The sequence below is a fragment of the Pandoraea vervacti genome (assembly GCF_000934605.2).
Taxonomy (GTDB): Bacteria; Pseudomonadota; Gammaproteobacteria; order Burkholderiales; family Burkholderiaceae; genus Pandoraea; species Pandoraea vervacti.
This window is the reverse complement of sequence record NZ_CP010897.2, coordinates 2,914,288-2,930,968: the sequence shown is the minus strand read 5'-3', so window position 1 is coordinate 2,930,968 and position 16,681 is coordinate 2,914,288. Positions and strand designations below refer to the sequence as shown.

At 64.5% G+C, this 16,681-nt stretch carries 15 protein-coding genes; 6 read left to right on the top strand and 9 right to left on the bottom strand.

Features of this window, described 5'->3' with window-relative positions; all coding sequences use genetic code 11:
- Together UC34_RS12900 and UC34_RS12895 are read left to right on the top strand one after the other, a co-directional pair.
- Positions 1–1,368 carry a porin gene (locus UC34_RS12900; RefSeq protein WP_084070606.1) on the top strand — a complete coding sequence of 456 codons (1,368 nt, stop codon included), beginning with the start codon at positions 1–3 and terminating at the stop codon, positions 1,366–1,368.
- Between the two features lie 39 nt (positions 1,369–1,407).
- Positions 1,408–2,817: an amino acid permease gene (locus tag UC34_RS12895; protein WP_044455861.1), complete on the top strand. Its 1,410-nt coding sequence runs from the start codon at positions 1,408–1,410 to the stop codon at positions 2,815–2,817.
- A gap of 52 nt (positions 2,818–2,869) precedes the next feature.
- Here UC34_RS12895 and UC34_RS12890 read toward each other — a convergent pair whose 3' ends face one another.
- Both UC34_RS12890 and UC34_RS12885 read right to left on the bottom strand, forming a co-directional pair.
- Positions 2,870–4,366, bottom strand: coding sequence for an MFS transporter (locus UC34_RS12890; RefSeq protein WP_044455860.1), 1,497 nt, complete (start codon positions 4,364–4,366; stop codon positions 2,870–2,872).
- 175 nt (positions 4,367–4,541) lie between these two features.
- Positions 4,542–6,131: a hypothetical protein gene (locus tag UC34_RS12885; protein ID WP_072617472.1), complete on the bottom strand. Its 1,590-nt coding sequence runs from the start codon at positions 6,129–6,131 to the stop codon at positions 4,542–4,544.
- Between the two features lie 280 nt (positions 6,132–6,411).
- On the opposite strand from UC34_RS12885, the gene UC34_RS12880 reads away from it, so the two are divergent.
- Together UC34_RS12880 and UC34_RS12875 are read left to right on the top strand one after the other, a co-directional pair.
- A complete protein-coding gene (locus tag UC34_RS12880; protein ID WP_044455859.1) occupies positions 6,412–7,104 on the top strand; it encodes a class I SAM-dependent methyltransferase in 693 nt (230 codons plus the stop codon).
- Positions 7,105–7,150: 46 nt separating this feature from the next.
- Positions 7,151–7,618 (top strand): Rrf2 family transcriptional regulator, encoded by a 468-nt coding sequence (locus tag UC34_RS12875; protein WP_044455858.1) that lies wholly within the window; start codon positions 7,151–7,153, stop codon positions 7,616–7,618.
- Positions 7,619–7,637: 19 nt separating this feature from the next.
- Here the strand turns inward: UC34_RS12875 and UC34_RS12870 are convergent, their stop codons facing one another.
- Both UC34_RS12870 and UC34_RS12865 read right to left on the bottom strand, forming a co-directional pair.
- Entirely contained in the window at positions 7,638–8,315 is a 678-nt protein-coding gene (locus tag UC34_RS12870) for a hypothetical protein (RefSeq protein WP_052811029.1), read from the bottom strand.
- A 119-nt stretch (positions 8,316–8,434) separates the two neighbouring features.
- The gene (locus UC34_RS12865) at positions 8,435–8,959 is read right to left on the bottom strand and encodes a thioredoxin family protein (RefSeq protein ID WP_044455857.1); all 525 of its coding nucleotides are present in this window, start codon (positions 8,957–8,959) and stop codon (positions 8,435–8,437) included.
- A 319-nt stretch (positions 8,960–9,278) separates the two neighbouring features.
- Between UC34_RS12865 and UC34_RS12860 the strand changes: the two genes are divergently transcribed.
- Positions 9,279–10,019, top strand: coding sequence for a response regulator (locus UC34_RS12860; RefSeq protein ID WP_044455856.1), 741 nt, complete (start codon positions 9,279–9,281; stop codon positions 10,017–10,019).
- Complete coding sequence (locus UC34_RS12855; protein ID WP_044455855.1) at positions 10,016–11,344, top strand: ATP-binding protein; 1,329 nt, start codon at positions 10,016–10,018, stop codon at positions 11,342–11,344. Before UC34_RS12860 ends, UC34_RS12855 begins: the two co-directional genes overlap by 4 nt.
- 58 nt (positions 11,345–11,402) lie before the next feature.
- Here UC34_RS12855 and UC34_RS12850 read toward each other — a convergent pair whose 3' ends face one another.
- The 5 genes from UC34_RS12850 to UC34_RS12830 form a co-directional block, all read right to left on the bottom strand.
- Positions 11,403–12,731 carry an NAD(P)/FAD-dependent oxidoreductase gene (locus tag UC34_RS12850; RefSeq protein WP_044455854.1) on the bottom strand — a complete coding sequence of 443 codons (1,329 nt, stop codon included), beginning with the start codon at positions 12,729–12,731 and terminating at the stop codon, positions 11,403–11,405.
- A 49-nt stretch (positions 12,732–12,780) separates the two neighbouring features.
- On the bottom strand, positions 12,781–13,548 hold the full coding sequence (locus UC34_RS12845; protein WP_044458119.1) for an ABC transporter ATP-binding protein: 768 nt from the start codon (positions 13,546–13,548) through the stop codon (positions 12,781–12,783).
- Positions 13,549–13,646: 98 nt separating this feature from the next.
- Positions 13,647–14,414 carry an ABC transporter permease gene (locus tag UC34_RS12840; RefSeq protein WP_044455853.1) on the bottom strand — a complete coding sequence of 256 codons (768 nt, stop codon included), beginning with the start codon at positions 14,412–14,414 and terminating at the stop codon, positions 13,647–13,649.
- Positions 14,415–14,482: 68 nt separating this feature from the next.
- Positions 14,483–15,487: an ABC transporter substrate-binding protein gene (locus UC34_RS12835; protein WP_044455852.1), complete on the bottom strand. Its 1,005-nt coding sequence runs from the start codon at positions 15,485–15,487 to the stop codon at positions 14,483–14,485.
- 92 nt (positions 15,488–15,579) lie between these two features.
- Positions 15,580–16,542, bottom strand: a complete 963-nt coding sequence (locus tag UC34_RS12830; RefSeq protein WP_044455851.1) for a LysR family transcriptional regulator — start codon at positions 16,540–16,542, stop codon at positions 15,580–15,582.
- Between the last annotated feature and the right edge of the window lie 139 nt (positions 16,543–16,681).

Genomic DNA, 16,681 nt, shown 5'->3' with positions numbered 1-16,681 from the left:
ATGCGCGGCGCGTTGCGGTATCTGGAGCCATGCCGGGGATCGTCTGACCATGCGCGTCGTGTGCAGGGGGTGCCGCGTGCGCAACATGCAGTGGTGCGCCTATGTGCGCGCATGCCGGGCACGGTGCTGGCGATGGCGGTTGGCATGGGGGTTTGCGAGGTGTCTCAGGCGCAAGTGCAGATCTATGGCCATCTCACGCCGATGACGGACTGGGTCAGCGTGAGCGAGCGTCAAACGCCGGCATCGGCGCCGCGTCCGACACAAGCCCCTGCGGGCGCGATCCGGTCCCCCGAGATGAGCGGCACGCGCATGCTCTCGAGCATTTCGTATTTCGGCATGCGTGGCAAAGAGGACCTGGGCGATGGCTACGCCGCCATCTGGCAGATCGAGACGCCGGTGTCCATCGACGGCAAGGCAACCGGCGCCATTGGCGCACGCAATTCGAACGTCGGGGTGAAGGGGCCGTTCGGCACCGTGTTCATGGGCAACTGGGACACGCCGTATCAGTGGTCGACGCTCTCCGTCGGTTCGCCCGTTCGCAATCCGTACACCGGCGATCTGAGCACGATCCTGAGCAATCCCGGCTTCAACGTACCGAACACCACAACGCAGTCGGGCCGCGTCAATAACGCATCGGACGCCACGTTCAACCGGCGGCAGGGCAACACGATTCAGTACTGGACGCCTGAGTGGGCGGGACTCCAATTGCAGTTCTCCTACTCGCTCTCGAACGGCACGGTCACGACACCCGCCGGCGACATCGCGCCGCAGGTCTTCGGGGCGGGGCTGGAATACCTGAACGGCCCGTTGCGCGTGCGCTATGCGTACGAGCTGCACAAGGACTACTTCGGTCTCGCGTGGTTGGGCGCGCCGGCCAGCGCCAACCCGTCCAACGTTGGTTCGCGCGCCACCGGTTCGAGCGACGACGCGCACAAGGTCCTCATCGTCTTCACCTACGCACAGACGAAGTGGGTGGCGGGCTGGGACAGGCTGACGTATCGGACCGATGACGGCACGTCCGGCAATCTCAATCGCTACCGGCGAGATGCGTTCTACGCCATGGTGCAGCACTTTTTCGGCGGCGCACGCCACTCCGTCTGGCTCGGCGGGGGCTACGCGACGAACGGCGCCTGTTCGCGCGTGGGCGGGGCGACCTGCAACACGGACGATCTCGGCGCGACGCAGCTCAACCTCGGCTATCGCTATGACTTTTCCAAACGCACTGACGTGTACGTCGCCTACTACCAGGTCATCAATCGGGCCTGGGGCAGCTATGGCTTTTCGCCGCGCCCCAACTTTTCCGGCGGCAACGCGCCCCCGGGCGTGCATTACCGAGGCGTCGGCGTCGGCATCGAACACACGTTCTGACCACGAATTTCCATTACCTCAGATTCACAGGAGACGATCTTGAGTACCACACAACCAGGCTTCGACAGCATTGTCGAGCGAGAAAAAGGACTGCACCGGGGATTGAGCAGCGCTCAGTTATCGATGATCGCCATTGGCGGCGCTATTGGCACCGGCCTGTTTTTGGGCAGTGCGTTCGCCATCGGCTTTGCGGGACCGAGCGTGCTGCTGAGCTACGCGATCGGCGGCGCCATCGCGCTGCTGCTCATGGGCTGTCTCGCCGAAATGACGGTCGCTCATCCGACCTCGGGGTCGTTCGGCGCGTACGCCGAGCACTACATCGGTCCGTTGGCCGGATTTCTGGTGCGCTACGGCTATTGGTCATCGATCGTGTTCGCCGTCGGCACCGAGGTCACGGCCATCGCCGTCTATATGAAGTACTGGTTTCCGGCAGTGCCGGGCTGGTACTGGATCGTTGGCTTCTCGGCAGGCCTGATCGCGATCAACGCGGCCAGCGTCAAGGTTTTCGGGGCGGTCGAGTATGCGTTTTCGATGCTCAAGATCGTGGCCATCGTCGCTTTCCTGATTCTGGGCGCGTACATCGTCTTTCGTGCGCCGCAAGGCAGCGGGATCGGTCTGGCGAACTACACGTTGCATGGCGGATTTTTCCCGAAAGGCGCGTGGGGCATGTGGGTTGCGGTCATCGTCTCGATCTTCAGCTATCTGAGCATCGAGATGATCGCGGTCGCCGCCGGCGAGGCGCAGGATCCGCAGCGCGCGATCACGCGGGCCTTCCGGGCAACGATGTTTCGTCTGGTGTTCTTCTACCTGCTGACGTTGGCCCTGACGCTCGCCATCGTGCCGTGGAGCGCGGCGGGCGAAGACGGCAGTCCGTTCGTCAAGGTCATGGCCGCCACGCACATTCCCGGTGCGGCAGGCGTCATCAATCTGGTGATTCTGGTGGCGGCGCTCTCCGCGATGAACAGCCAGCTTTACATCACCACACGCATGATGTTCTCGCTCTCGCGTGCGGGCTATGCCCCGCGCCGGTTCGGCGAAGTGAGTCGCAACGGTGTGCCCGTGGCCGCGCTCATGCTCTCGACCATCGGGATTGCGCTGGCGGTTGCGCTCAACGTGATGGCGCCGCAGGCGTCGTTCACGCTGATGATGTCCGTCTCGATGTTCGGCGCGATGTTCACCTGGCTGATGATCTTCGTCACGCATCTCTTCTTCCGTCGCGCTCACGACGCGAAGTCGTTGCGCTTTCGGATGTGGGGCTATCCGTATGCGAGCCTGACGGGGGCATTGCTGATGGTTGCAACGCTCGTGACGACCTGCTTGACGGACGAATTCCGCATGACGCTGGTCTACGGCCTGCCGTTCATCGTCGCGTTGTCGCTCGTCTATGCCATGTGGTATCGCAGGCGCGATGGCGTGGTCGTGGCGCGCGCGCGGGGTCAGGGCAACTGAGGTACCGGCTCGTTCAGGGTGGTCGTTTAGCGACCTCGTTCAGCGAGCGCGTTCAGCGAGAGTCGCGCCGTGTCGAGCGCAACGACAGCGGCGCGGCCACCGATTCGAGTGAACGGCGTTCCGCCGCGATCCCCCAGCGCGCGGCCACGGCGGCGGCAACGACCATCAGCCCCGCGCCGATCAGGTAACCGATCGACACGTCGGCACGGCGCTGCGTGTCGATCAGCCAGCCGAAGAGCGCCGGACCCGCCACGCCGCCAAGCAATGTGCCGATGGCATAGAACACGGCGATGGCGAGGGCGCGGATTTCCAGCGGGAAATTCTCGCTGACCGTCAGATACGCCGAACTGGCCGCCGCCGAGGCGAAGAAGAAGATGACGGACCATGCGAGGGTTTGCGTGACCGTGCTCAGCCACCCTTGCGCGAATGCCCAGCCGCTCAGGGCCAGCAGTACGCCCGAAATCGCGTACGTCGCGCTGATCATCACGCGTCTGCCGAACACGTCGAACCCGTGGCCGAGCACGATGGGCCCGAGCACATTGCCCGCAGCGAACGGCAGCAGATACCAGCCGACATTCGCGGCCGGCACATCGTAAAAATCGGTGAGCACCAACGCGTATGTGAAGAAGATGGCGTTGTAACAGAACGCCTGCGCGATCATCAGCGTGAGGCCGACGAGCGAGCGGCGGCGGTAAGTGTGCACGAGGGTGTGCCACACCTCGCGCAATGGGGTGGCGTGTCGGGTGCGCAACTGGAGTCGCGACACAGGCGCATCGGCGATGGTTTGCCCGCGCTCGCGCAGCGACCGCTCGATGCCCTCGACGATGGCTTCGGCTTCACGCGTCCGTCCACGAAGGATGAGCCAGCGGGGGCTCTCGGGCACCCACATTCGCATGAACAGGACGCCAAGTCCAAGCGCGGCGCCGATGAAGAAGCACACGCGCCAGCCCCAGTCCGGGGGCAGCACGCCAGGATCGAGCAAAACGAGCGAGCCTGCAGCGCCGAGCGCCGCACCTGCCCAGAAGGTGCCGTTGATGACGAGGTCCGTCCAGCCACGCACACGTGCCGGTGTGAATTCCTGAATCGTCGAATTGATGGCGGTGTACTCGCCGCCGATGCCCGCACCCGTGAGAAATCGGAACACGACGAAGCTGGCGAAACTCCACGACAGGCCGGTAGCCGCCGTTGCCGCAACATACAGCAGCAGGGTGATGAAGAAGAGCCTGCGACGCCCGAGACGGTCGGTCAGCCAGCCGAAACCGAGGGCGCCAAGCACGGCGCCCGCGATGTAGGCGCTGCCGGCGAGGCCGACCTGCGCGTTGGCGAGCGCAAGTGTCGGACTCGATTTGAGCGCACCGGCAACGGCGCCGGCCAGCGTGACCTCGAGACCGTCGAGCAACCACGTGATGCCCAGCGCGACGACGATCAGGGTATGGAACCGCCCCCACGGCAGACGGTCGAGACGGCCGGGCAAGTCGGTGTCGACAAGCGACGTCGCCGTGCTTTGTGAGAGGGAAGGAGGGTTTGGACTGTCTGCTGTCTCTGTCATCAGGCTATCGAGAACGCCGGATATCCCCGTGGTTCGTCAATATTTGACTGATATCTTACCCCGCGACGAGACCAGAGCGGCGCGGCGCGGGGTGGAGACTTGCAGAGCTGGTAGCCGACGCCGCGGCCGCTGCCCTGGTCCATGCCGTGGGCCCCGTCGTGCGCGATTGGGGGGATTATTGCGAAGCGGCGTTCAAACGTGTCGGGTCCACGTCGAGCGCGGTGCGGCGCCGTACATCTGCCACGTCCGGGTCGTCGTCGACGGTGCGACTGCCGGATGATCTGGCGTCGCGCGCCGCATCGTTTTGCATGATGGACTGGAGCAGGGCCATCAGGTTGCTGCTGGTCGACGACGACACCGGCGTCGTCACATCGCTCACCAGTCTGGCCATTTCGTAGCGCTGCACCTGCGTCGTCTGGCTAGCCGATCGGGTGGCCTTCGCGCGAACGAGCAGGCCGTCACGATAGCCCACGTCCGCCGAGCTTTTCGCCGAGTCCTGAATCTTCACGTACTCGTAGTTCTGTGACTTCGGGTCGTCTTTCAGGACGAGGGGCACGCCGGGCCAGAGCGAGCGGTGGTAGCTCGCGCTGAGCGTGGCCTGCGACTGCTGCGAAATCGTGCGGTTCAGACGGTCCGGCCCGCCGATCTGCGTGCTCTGCGAGATCTGGTAGTCAAAACCATCGACTTCCGAGGCGCGCATGGGGTTCGGCGACGTTTGCGTCTGGGAAATCGACGCGCTGAAGTCCGCCAGCCCGCTCAGCACCGACTTGTCGGCATGGCTCAGCGCAATGCGCGGCAGTGTAGTGGCCGGCGGATAGTTCGCGTTCAGACCGCTGAACGCTGCCTTGAACATGTCCATGAGCGCGGCATCGCCATTGCCGCGGGTTTTCGCTGTGTCGAAGCGATCGAGCCACGCGTCGAGCGCAGCCTTCTGCGCCTTCGGGCTGCCGATGGCTTGCACGTTCTTCAGGTCGACATTGACGTCGAACTTGCCGCTTGCACCGTCCACATGCATCGAGCGCTGCGCCGCATCCGCATGGAACGTGAAGGTTTGCGGCGTGGCGCCATTCGCGTTGCGCGTGGCCGACAGGTCGACGGACGTCAGCACGGAGGCATCGAACCCGGTCAGTGCACCGAAGTCGACGACGGGCGGCTGTTTAGCCAGACCATTGACGGCCTTCTGGAAAGCGTCGCCCAGTTTGCCGAGCGAATCGCGCTCGGCGTCGGTGAGCGTGCCTTTCGTCACGGAGAATTCGAGGGACAGGCCATCGACGTCGCCACCACCGGCGCCGCTGCTGGCGATGCGCACCGTGACCTGCGCGCCGCTTGCCGTCGTCACCGACAGGGCGAACCGCTCGTCTGCACCCGACTGCAACGTTGTCTGTTGCGCGGCCAAATCCGCGCCCGCCGCAGCGCCGGTCTCCGGTGCTGCAGAACGCGAGCGGAGCACCGTCTGCGAGAACGACGTCGCGCCCGAGGCAATCGCGGACATCATGGTCGACCCAAGCTGATCGAGCCGATTGCCCAGCGACGACGTCGACATGTTGCCGTACATCAGCAGCGACAAGGGGTCGGACGGGACTTGCTGCCAGTTCAGCACCGCGCCGCCCGCGACCGGCTGCGCGTAGGTTGGCCAGTTCGCGACAGGCGGCGTTTGCGTAAGCGTGACACGTGTCGCGCTCGTCAGTGCGGCAACATCGGCGCTCGACAGGTTGCCCTGACGCGCCCCATCGGCACGGCCGGCGGCGGCGACTTGAGACGCCATGTCGGCGTTCGCCAGCGAAAGAAGAAGGGAAGCGGTATGGATAGACGTCATCGGGGGGCGTGTCGTCCAGTGACTGTTGTAAGCCCCGGTAAGGCACCGGGGGCGATCAAGAGCATTAACGACCACCGTACGCCAATATTTAGCGACCCCCTCAATTTTGGCGGGGACTGGCGAGCGTCGGATGCCCTGCGGCCGACGCCTGTGAAATCAGCACCTTGCACGCCGCGCAGGGGGCATGGCATGATGAAACATCAAACGTTACAATAGTGAGGGCGAATCCATGCCGCAGGACACCATCGCCATGTTCGATGAGCACGCCGCGACCTACGATCAGACCTGGCGCGCGATGGCGCCGTTGCGCGACGCGTTGCAACTGGTGGTCGACAACGTGTTCGCACCGCTGCCCGACACCGCGAACGTGCTGTGTATCGGGGCGGGTACCGGTGCGGAGATTCTGTATCTGGCCGAGCGCCATGCGCAGTGGCGCTTCACGGCCGTGGAGCCCTCCGGGCCCATGTTGGATGTTTTTCGCGGGAAGGCTGAAACGCGGGGCATCGCATCACGTTGCGTCTTCCATCACGGTTTTCTGGATTCGCTGCCTACGGACACGCCATTCGACGCCGCAACGTCCATTCTCGTGTCGCAATTCGTGACCGATCCGGCTGAGCGCCGGGCGTTCTTTCGCGGCATCGCGGACCGGTTGGCGCCGGGCGGTCTGCTCGCGAGCGCCGATCTGGCCTGCGACATGACCTCGGCCGCCGGGAAGCGTTTGCTCGAACTATGGTTCGACATGATGTCCGTCTCGCCACAGGCGCGCGAGCGCGCCAGCGCCATCTACGGCTCTCAGGTGGCGGTCGTGCCTCCCGAGGCGATGGACGACATCCTCCGGGAGGGCGGATTCGACCAGCCGGTGCGGTGCTTCCAAAGCGGCTTGATTCACGCGTGGTTTGCGCGTCAGGCGCGCCAGGGTTGACCGCGGATCGGGGCGCTCGGAGGAATCAGGGAAATATGGGAGCCAGATGAGAAGCGACAGCAGACTTTCACGGATGTTGCACGTGCTGCTGCACATGGCGCGGCACGACGCCCCGTTCACGTCCGAACAACTGGCGCAGATGCTGCGCACGAATCCGGTGGTCGTTCGCCGCACCATGGCGGGCTTGCGCGACGCGGGTTATGTGCGTTCCGACAAGGGCCACGGGGGGGGATGGACGCTCGCTTGCGATTTGGGCAACGTCACGTTGCTCGACATCCATCACGCAGTCGGCGGGCCGAACATCTTCGCGATCGGCGTGCAGAGCGACAACCCGCAATGCGCCGTCGAACGTGCCGTGAATGCCGCGCTCGACGGTGCATTGCGTGAGGCACAGGCTATCCTCATCGCGCGACTTGGCGCGATTTCGCTGGCTGATCTGGCGCAGAACTTCGACACGTTGTGCACTCAGCACGCGGCGCCGCGACACGCTGAGCGCCACGACGCGGCTCGTTGACACCCTTTGTGACGTTCGGTCATCCGGTCCAGGGTTCGTAGACATCCAATCGGGTGAGCGCGGCATCGAACTCGAAAAGGTTCGTCGGCGCGGCGTCGCCGCCACAGGGCGGATTGGGCAGCGCGAACAGGGTCGTGCACAACCGTTCGCGACGCGAGTCATCGCACGCCTCGTTCACCCCCTTCAACATCGTTGCGGCGCCTTCGAGGAAAAGGGTTCGCCCGAAGGGCCCGCAGTCGTATGCGGCGGCCGCGAGCGACGGGAGCACACTGTTGAAGGTGCGTGTGCTCGGTGCGGCTTCGCCCGATTCGAGCAGGACCAGATGGGGCAGTTGCAGGGATTCGAAGACCACACCGGCAAGATGGGTGGTAATCGAGGGCCTGCCGGGGCCGAGGCAGTTGTCGACAACTTCGTAGAGCAAGACGACATCCGGATCGGCGATGTCGAACGCAGGCAACGCGGACCGTAATGTGGCTCGGTACACGTTCGCCTCGGCCTCAGTCAATCCACGGGCATCGCTGGCGATTTCGGCGAGCGTGTCCCACGCGATTTGGTCGGGCATCCACGCCTGGTCAGGCGCGGGGCGGTCGCCGACGGCGTTGCGCAGGCGTTGGCCAAGCACACCGATGTCGGTATTCGTGTGCATGGGACAAGTCACGGTGGGCGTAGCACCGGCCGGATACAGCGCGTTTGGCATCAGAGTCTCCTACGAAATGTGGCGATCCATCGAACGGGAATGTCTCGCCATCACCGGTTCGCCGCTTTTAGGAATCGCTCTTGCGTTTCGCGAGATCCGTCAGGTCCACACGATTACGGTTAAGGCGCTGCCAACTGCGCCTTGATCGCCGCCTCGGTCTTGTCGTAGTCCCCCTCGCCGAAATGCGTGTAGACGATCTTGCCGGACTTGTCGACGAGATAGAACGCTGGCCAATAGAGGTTGTCGTAGGCCTTCCACGTGGCGTAACGGTTATCTTGCGCCACAGGGTATTGAATGCCCGCGCGGCGCACGGCCTCCCGCACGTTCTTGTTGTCTCGCTCGTACGCGTACTCGGGCGTATGCACACCCACCACGACCAGTCCCTGATCCTTGTATTTGTCGTACCACTGCTTCACGTAAGGCGTGGTGTGGATGCAGTTGATGCAGGAGTACGTCCAGAAATCGACCAGCACCACCTTGCCCTTGAGTTGTTGCATCGTCAGCGGCTGGCTGTTGATCCATTGATCGATGCCAGTGAATTCCGGGGCGGCAACGCCGGTAATCGGGCGCGCCTGAGACGGGGCACAAGCGGCGAGGCCGGTGAGGGCGAGGGCGACGAAAGCGCTTCTGAGCAAGGGCAGCATTGGGTATCTCCTGTGAGCCATGCAACGGGTTGGGTGAGTCGGTAGCCGTATTTCACCGTCCGCGCGTATCTGCTGTGTGTGCGTCGTGCCGCATTTCGGCAACGTCGTGTATCGCAGCGGGCGCCAGATACACAGTGATACAAACGGGGGGCGGCCTCGGCACGGAGGTCGTGCACCCGCTCCAATGCGATCTGGTCCCGGCGAGTCGTCGCGTGTTGCCCGAAGCGGAGCGCTTGCGGCGTCGTACCTATCCGGCTCGGTCCCGCGACGGGGATGGCGGCGACCTTGCGCCGCAACGCGCATCGCTATAATCGTTCGCATGGAAAAAATCGATCATGTGCTGATCGTCGACGACGATCGTGGCATTCGGGAACTCCTCGCCGGCTATCTCGAAAAGAACGGCATGCGCGTGAGCACGGCCGCCAACGGGCGCGAAATGCGCGCGGTGCTCGCCGACGGCGCGCCCGACCTCGTGGTGCTCGACCTGATGCTGCCCGGCGATGACGGTCTCGTGCTGTGCCGGGAGCTTCGCGCGGGCAAGTTCCGGGCGGTACCCGTGCTGATGCTGACCGCACGCAGCGAGGAGACTGACCGGATCGTCGGCCTGGAGATGGGGGCGGACGACTATCTCGCCAAGCCATTCGCCGTGCGCGAATTGCTCGCCCGCATCAAATCGGTGCTGCGCCGCACTCGCATGCTGCCCCCGGGCATGCAGATCACCGAGACAGCCGAAGTGCTTGCCTTCGGTGACTGGCGGCTCGATACCACCGCGCGCCATTTGCTCGATACCGACGGCACGCAAGTCGCGCTCAGTGGTGCGGAGTATCGTCTGCTACGCGTGCTGCTCGACCATCCGCAACGGGTGCTCACGCGCGATCAGTTGCTCAATCTCACGCAGGGCAGACAGGCCGACGCCTTCGACCGGTCCATCGATCTGCTCATCAGCCGGTTGCGCCAGCGACTGCGCGACGGCGCGCGTGAGCCTCGCTACATCAAGACGTTGCGCAACGAAGGCTACGTGTTTTGCGCGACCGTCACCGTGGTTTCCGCCCCCGAATGACCTCGACGCCGACGCCGCCCCCGCGGCAGCCGTGGCGCTGGCCGCGCTCGCTTTTCGCGCGGCTTGCCCTCATCCTCTTCGTTGGACTGGCGCTCACGCAAACGCTCTCGTTCTGGCTGACGATGACCGAGCGCAACCGCGTGACGTCGAACATGATGAGCATCTACATCGAGAGCGAAGTCGCCAGTTCCGTCGCCTTGCTCGACCATTTGCCCGCGAACGAGCGGCCCCAGTGGTTGCCGCGTCTGGCCAGGCGTAGTTATCGCTTCGAACTCGGCCCCGGAGCCAGTGGCGGAAAGCCCGATGCGGGTGCGGCGGCGCAGGTGGCGCGCGTGATCGAGGAGGCCATCGGGGTGTCGTATCCCGTAACGGTCAACAGCGTGCCGGGCGATCCCGACCGTCTTCAGGCGCACCTGCGGCTAAGCGACGGCTCGCCACTCACCATCGATGTCTTCCCGACGCCGACGCTGCCGCTGTCCGGCTGGCTACCTGCCATGCTGGCGCTTGAACTGGTGCTGATCGCAGCCTGTTGCTGGCTCGCGGTGCGCATGGCGACGCGTCCGCTCGACGCGCTGGCGGAGGCGGCCGACACGCTCGGGCCCGACTTGCGTGCCGAGCGTCTGAGCGAAGATGGACCCTCGGAAGTGGCGCGCGCGGCGCGGGCATTCAATGCGATGCAGGACCGTATCGGCGGCTACATGACCGAGCGCATGCAGATTCTGGCTGCCATCTCGCACGATCTGCAGACACCCATCACCCGCATGCGTCTGCGCGTGGACACGATGGACGACGAGATGGTGGCCGTGCGTCTGCAACAGGATCTCAAGGAGATGGAGTCGCTGGTCAGGGAAGGGGTAACGTATGCGCGCACCCTGCACGGCGCATCGGAAGCGCCGTGCAAGGTCGATGTCGACGCGCTGCTCGACAGCCTCGTGTACGACTATGTCGACGCTGGCTCGCCGGTCACGCTGGCAGGGCAGGTCGGTCGTCCGATCGTGACCCGACCGCAGGCACTACGTCGCATCGTGGGGAACCTCGTCGACAACGCGCTCAAGTATGGCGATGAAGCGCATCTCGAAGTCGTGGGTCGTGACGCGGGCATCGACGTCATCGTGACCGACCGGGGGCCGGGCATTCCGGAAGACATGCTCGAAGCGGTCTTCGCACCGTTCGTGCGGTTGGAGACGTCGCGCAACCGTCACACCGGCGGCACGGGCTTGGGGTTGGCCATCGCGCGTCAGCTCGCGCAGGCGATGGACGCCACGTTGACGTTGCGCAATCGTGCCGAGGGTGGACTTGAAGCGCGTCTTTCGGTGAGGGCGTAGATCCCTCAGCCATGCCGACGCGATGCCTCGCAGCGATACCCGGCTCCGTCCATCTGGCTTAGCGCTCCCGCCCCGCCCGATGCTTCTGATACTGAATGGCCGAGACGATGGCAACACGCCGGATCGGCTCGGGCGGCAGCCATGTCGGACGCTCGAATCCCAGCGCATCGCTCAGTTCGGGCGATGCAACGCCGCAGGCCATCTCGCCGAGCAGCTTGCCGAACATGCTGCCTTTGAGCACGCCGGCGCCGTTGCATCCGAGCGAGGCGAACAACCCCTTGCGGATCTCGCCGAAGTACAGGGCGCCGTTGCGTGTGAGCGCCGTCACTCCGCCCCAGACGTGTTCGAACCGATGCGAGGCCATGGCCGGATAGCGGCGACGATAGGCGTCGCTCAGCATGGCGTTGATGTCCGCCATGGGGCGCTCCTTTTCGTACGAGTAGGCGCTGCGCACCACGAAGCGGCCGCCGAGCGTCTTGCGCAGGGTCGTGCCCAGACGGTTCGCCGGAATCACGCCCCATTCGCGCGCCGGGCCCAGTTTGGCCAGTTCGTCGGCGGCCAGTGCGGGCGTCATGGCCGCATAGGTGTAGATCGTGAAGACGCGATCCCGAGCCAGGCCCAACTGACGGGCGAAGCCATTGTTCGCGACGACGACCTGGGCCGCGCGCAACTGCGACGACGCCGTGCTCACCGTGAACGGACCGGCGCCCTCAAGCCCCACGACCGGTTCGTTCTCCCACAACCGGACATTGGCGGGCAGACTGTCTGCGAGACCACGAACGAGGGCGGCGGGTTGCACGAAGACATTGTTGTCCGAGTGATAACCGTAGCCGTAGTAGTCGGTGCCGATTTCGTGGCGCAGCGCGTCGCGAGAGAGCTCCCGGTAAGTCACGCCCCAGTCGCGGTATTGCGCCAGCGTGTCGCGCAAGCGTCGCTCACCGTCGGCCGTGGCCGCGGCGTGGTACTTGCCGACCGGATGCCATCCGCAATCGATGTCGTTTGCGGTGACCAGATCGTGGAGCCACTTCAGTCCGATGTCGTACAGCCGGATCTGCTTGCGGGCGACTTCTGCCGGGCTGCCGTGTCCACCCATGCCCGTGTTGTGCGGCAAGTTGATGAGAAAGCCCGAGTTGCGTCCCGCCGAGCCGTTGCCGACGGTGGTGGCGTCGACGACCAGCACCGAGGCCTCGGGGCGAAGCTCGGCCACGCGACGCGCCGCCGCCAGCCCGGTGAAGCCCGCACCGATGACGATGACGTCGAAACTGCGCTCGGTTGGCGCTTGCGTGTGCGGCGCGCGCGCCGGGAGCAGGGCGTTCCAGCCGGCGCCCGCCTGATAGGCGGGGAAAGTGTCCCGCACCGGGCGGGAAGTGTTGACTTGATTGGACATGACGATAGAAATGCAGGGGCTTACCGGCGGATGATGCGCTGAGACGACCTTATGCGGCCTGACTCTCGAGACTGCGCATCACTTCGGTCTGTACGGTGTTCCAGATTTGCGACTTGAGTTCGTTGTAGCGCGCGGAGAGCTGGACTTGCGCATCGCGTGGCATCGGCAGATCGTTCGGCAGGTCGCACGCCACCCGGCCCGGGCGAGCGCTCATGATCACCATGCGGGTCGAGAGCATCAACGCCTCGTCGATGGAGTGCGTAATGAAGACGATGGTCTTGCCGCTCTTCTGATAGATCTGAAGCAATTCCTCTTGCAGCACCTGGCGCGTCATCGCGTCAAGTGCGGCAAACGGTTCGTCGAGCAGGATGACATCCGGATCGTTGGCCAGCACCCGCGCAATCGACACGCGCTGGCGCATGCCGCCGGAGAGCGCTTTCGGATAGCGGTCCTCGAAGCCCTTGAGGCCGACCATCTCGATGTAGCGCCGTGCCGTGGCGTAGCGGGTCGTCTTGTGGATGCCTTTCATCTTCAGGCCGAAGGCAACGTTATCGAGCACGCTCAGCCAGGGAAAGAGCGCGTACTGCTGGAAGACCATGCCGCAGTGCGGGTCGATGCCTCGGACCTCGCGGCCATTCACACGGATCACGCCGGTCGTCGGTTCGTCGAACCCGGTGATCAGATTGAGCAGCGTGGACTTGCCGCAACCGGACGCCCCCAACAACACCACGAACTCACCGCGGGCAATGTTCATGTCCACGCGCTCCAGTGCCTGGAAGTTGCCGTAACGCTTGGACACGCCGTCGATCGCGATCATCGTGTCGGTGCTACCGGCATGCGCGGTTCCTGGGGCGCCTGCCGGGGCCTTCGCGGTCCGTGCGGTCGGCTCGTCAGCGTGGGAATCGATACGATCGTTCATGCTTGCCACCTCAATACTTTGCGCTCGATGGCGCGAAATACGATATCCGTCACCAGTACTGTGACGCTGATCATCACCATGCCGAGCACGACGACTTCCGTCTGGAAGAATTCCTTGCCGTTCATGATGAGAAAGCCCAGTCCCTCGCGCGCGGCGACCAGCTCCGCCGAGATCACGCACGTCCAGGACAGGCCGAGAATGATCTTCAGGCCGGACAGGATCTGCGGCAGGCTGGCGGGCAAGATCACTTCACGCATCACCTGCCAGTTGCTTGCCCCGAGATTCTTCGCCGCACGGATCAGCAGGGGATCGACGTTGCGCGTGGCTTCGATCACGTAGACGAGGGCCGGGGCGAACGTGCCCATGAATACGATGCTGTACTTCTGTGTCTCGGAAATCCCGAACCACAGCAGCGAGAGCGGAATCCAGCTCATCGACGGCAGCGGGCGCAGGAACGACAGAATGGGATCGAACGCCGCGCGGGCATAGCTCGACGTGCCCAGCATGATCCCCAGCGGGATGGCCACGACCGTGGCGGCGATGAAGCCCGTCATCACGCGTCGGGTGGACGCGAGGACGTTGGCGAGCAACGTGCCGTCGGCCATCATGGCGACGATTTTCTCCGCGACGGCGGATGGCGGCGGCAGAAACAGGGGATCGATGATGCCGGTACGGCAGGCCCCTTCCCAGGCCAGCAGGAACACGACCACGGAAGCGAATCCCACGCTCAGCAAGGTGGCGCGGGACGGTTGGCGATGATTCACAATCAGACTCCTCAGGCGTATGCCGGTACGGGATCGAACGTTGGGCGGGCGTACCGGCGCACGAAGGCTTACAGGTACGACGTGTTGATCCACTGGCGCACGGCCGGCGCCTTGTCGATCTGCTTGTAGGTCACGAGCATTTCGGCCAGCCGTTGCAGACCGTCGACGTAGCTGCCGGGCGACTTCAGCAGTTGTGTCTGCTGCGCGAGGCTGTACCAGTCGGCGCCCTTGATCGTTTCGATCTGGTCGAGGGCGGACATGCCCGTGAGGGCGATCAGCGAGCGTGCGGCCTCATCCGGCTTGTCGCGCAGCGTCTGGCAGGCGTCGAAGTAAACCTTCAGGTACTTGCGCACGGCATCGCCGTTCTTCTCCGCCCACGCGTTGCGCACGATGAGCACGTCGGGACCCGGCGTCACGTTGTACTTCTTGTAGAGCGAGAACTGGGTGTCGTCTGCCAGCAGCTTCATCCCCGTCATGGCGCGAATGCGGTTGAATTGCGGCGTCCACGCCGCAGCGGCGTCGATCTGACCGGACTGAATGGCCCCCGGGAGTTCGGGTGCGGGAACGTTGAGCACCGTGACGTCGTTCGACAGGCCGGCGCTGCCCAGCAGGTCCAGCGCGAGCAAATGTGCGCTCGACGCGAACGTCACGCCCAGCTTTTTGCCTTTGAGGTCTTGCAGGGAGTTCACACCGTCGCGCACGAACAGCCCTTCGACCTTGCCGAAGCTCTCCGGCACCGCCACGATCGAGAAGTGCTTCGAGCCGCGCGCCATGAGGGCGAGCGCCGACACGATGCCCGTGCAGGCGATGTCGATTCCTCCCGAGAGCACGGCGCTCATGCGCGCCGACGACGTGCCGAACGATTGCCACTGCTGGTCGATGCCAGCGGCGGCGAGGGCTCCCGACTTCATGGCGAGATAGGCCGGATAGTGGCCAAGCCAGGCCGAGCCGCCGTACTGAATCGTCGTGGCGTCTGCGGCGCGTGCCATACCCGCGAAGGACGAAGCGCCCGCGGCTGCGAGCGCCGACATGGCGGCGCTGGAATGGAGGAATTTGCGTCGTGAGAGGTTCATGTGTGTCTCCTGTGTAGGTTTTGTGTGGTTCGCGTTGAACGGTGGGCGCGCTTCAGGTGAGAGTCATCTGGCCCGGCGCCCCGGGCGGTGGATCAGCAAAGCGCCAGACGCTCGCCCACCCAGGGCATGAGGCGACGCAGCTCCGGGAAGGCTTCTTGCGCGAGCGCGAGTCGACCGGCCAGGAAACACTGCGACGCCATCTCCGAGACCTCGCCCTCGCGCGATACCTGATAAATCGTGCGTGAGAGGGCGGGGCCGGGCAGCGGGAGCGCGGCAACCTGTGGCAGCGACGCGCGTCCCTGCAACAGACAAAGCGGCGTGGCGATGGTGAACCCCAGGTCGGCGGCAACCATCGACATCACCACGTCAGACGTATCGATTTCGAGGTGCATGCGCGGCGAGTGCCCAGTACGACGCAGGTGGCGTTCGATGACGGCGCCGAAATGCGAGCGGCCGGAAAAGCGGATCAGGGGCAATGCGCGAATCAGTTCGCTCAGATCGGCGTTCGCGAGGTCGGCTTCTCGGGACTTCGGAACGACGACGATGAACGGCTCGGTGAAAATCGGACGACGCACCAGGCGCTCCATGTCGTGCATCGGATCACTGGTGACAATGAGATCGAGCTGGCGGGCAAGCAGCGCCTGCGCGTGGCCGTTGGCCAGGCCGGACCAGAGCAGCAGTTCGCTGGTGCTGCCCGACATCTGGCGAACGATCGAGGGCCCGACCGTGGCGGCAAACGAGTCGATCATGCCGACACGAACGGCGGCGCGGCTGGCAACGTCGGCGTCCTGCACCTGCGCGATGAGGCGATCCATGTCGTCCACGATCTGGCGCGCATGGCGCGAAAGGGCGAGACCGGCAGGCGTGAGTTTGAGCGGACGGCGCGAGCGGTCGAGGACCCGGGTGCCGACCGTCTGTTCGATTTGCGCGATGGCCTGCGAGATGGCCGACTGCGTGACGCCAAGCGTTTCAGCAGCGCCGGAAAGGCTGCCGGCCGAGGCGACGGCCTCGAAGATCCGCAACGATCTGACGTCGAGGTCTGCGCGTTTCTTCATCGGCATGTCTCCAGAACGTGCGTCGCGTCTACAGTGGGCAAGGACATGATGCGGTCCTTGCCGACACACAGCGACACATCGGTATAAGCATTTCTGGAGATTGTAGGGTCGCGAGGCCCTAAAACAAAACCATGTTAAG

Coding starts and splice junctions, on each gene's coding strand:
- UC34_RS12855 (WP_044455855.1), top strand. CDS start 10,016: ATGACCTCGACGCCGACGCCGCCCCCGCGGCAGCCGTGGCGCTGGCCG.
- UC34_RS12835 (WP_044455852.1), bottom strand. CDS start 15,487: ATGAACCTCTCACGACGCAAATTCCTCCATTCCAGCGCCGCCATGTCG.
- UC34_RS12850 (WP_044455854.1), bottom strand. CDS start 12,731: ATGTCCAATCAAGTCAACACTTCCCGCCCGGTGCGGGACACTTTCCCC.
- UC34_RS12885 (WP_072617472.1), bottom strand. CDS start 6,131: ATGGCGTCTCAAGTCGCCGCCGCCGGCCGTGCCGATGGGGCGCGTCAG.
- UC34_RS12900 (WP_084070606.1), top strand. CDS start 1: ATGCGCGGCGCGTTGCGGTATCTGGAGCCATGCCGGGGATCGTCTGAC.
- UC34_RS12880 (WP_044455859.1), top strand. CDS start 6,412: ATGCCGCAGGACACCATCGCCATGTTCGATGAGCACGCCGCGACCTAC.
- UC34_RS12870 (WP_052811029.1), bottom strand. CDS start 8,315: ATGCCAAACGCGCTGTATCCGGCCGGTGCTACGCCCACCGTGACTTGT.
- UC34_RS12860 (WP_044455856.1), top strand. CDS start 9,279: ATGGAAAAAATCGATCATGTGCTGATCGTCGACGACGATCGTGGCATT.
- UC34_RS12875 (WP_044455858.1), top strand. CDS start 7,151: ATGAGAAGCGACAGCAGACTTTCACGGATGTTGCACGTGCTGCTGCAC.
- UC34_RS12830 (WP_044455851.1), bottom strand. CDS start 16,542: ATGAAGAAACGCGCAGACCTCGACGTCAGATCGTTGCGGATCTTCGAG.
- UC34_RS12865 (WP_044455857.1), bottom strand. CDS start 8,959: ATGCTGCCCTTGCTCAGAAGCGCTTTCGTCGCCCTCGCCCTCACCGGC.
- UC34_RS12890 (WP_044455860.1), bottom strand. CDS start 4,366: ATGACAGAGACAGCAGACAGTCCAAACCCTCCTTCCCTCTCACAAAGC.
- UC34_RS12845 (WP_044458119.1), bottom strand. CDS start 13,548: ATGATCGCGATCGACGGCGTGTCCAAGCGTTACGGCAACTTCCAGGCA.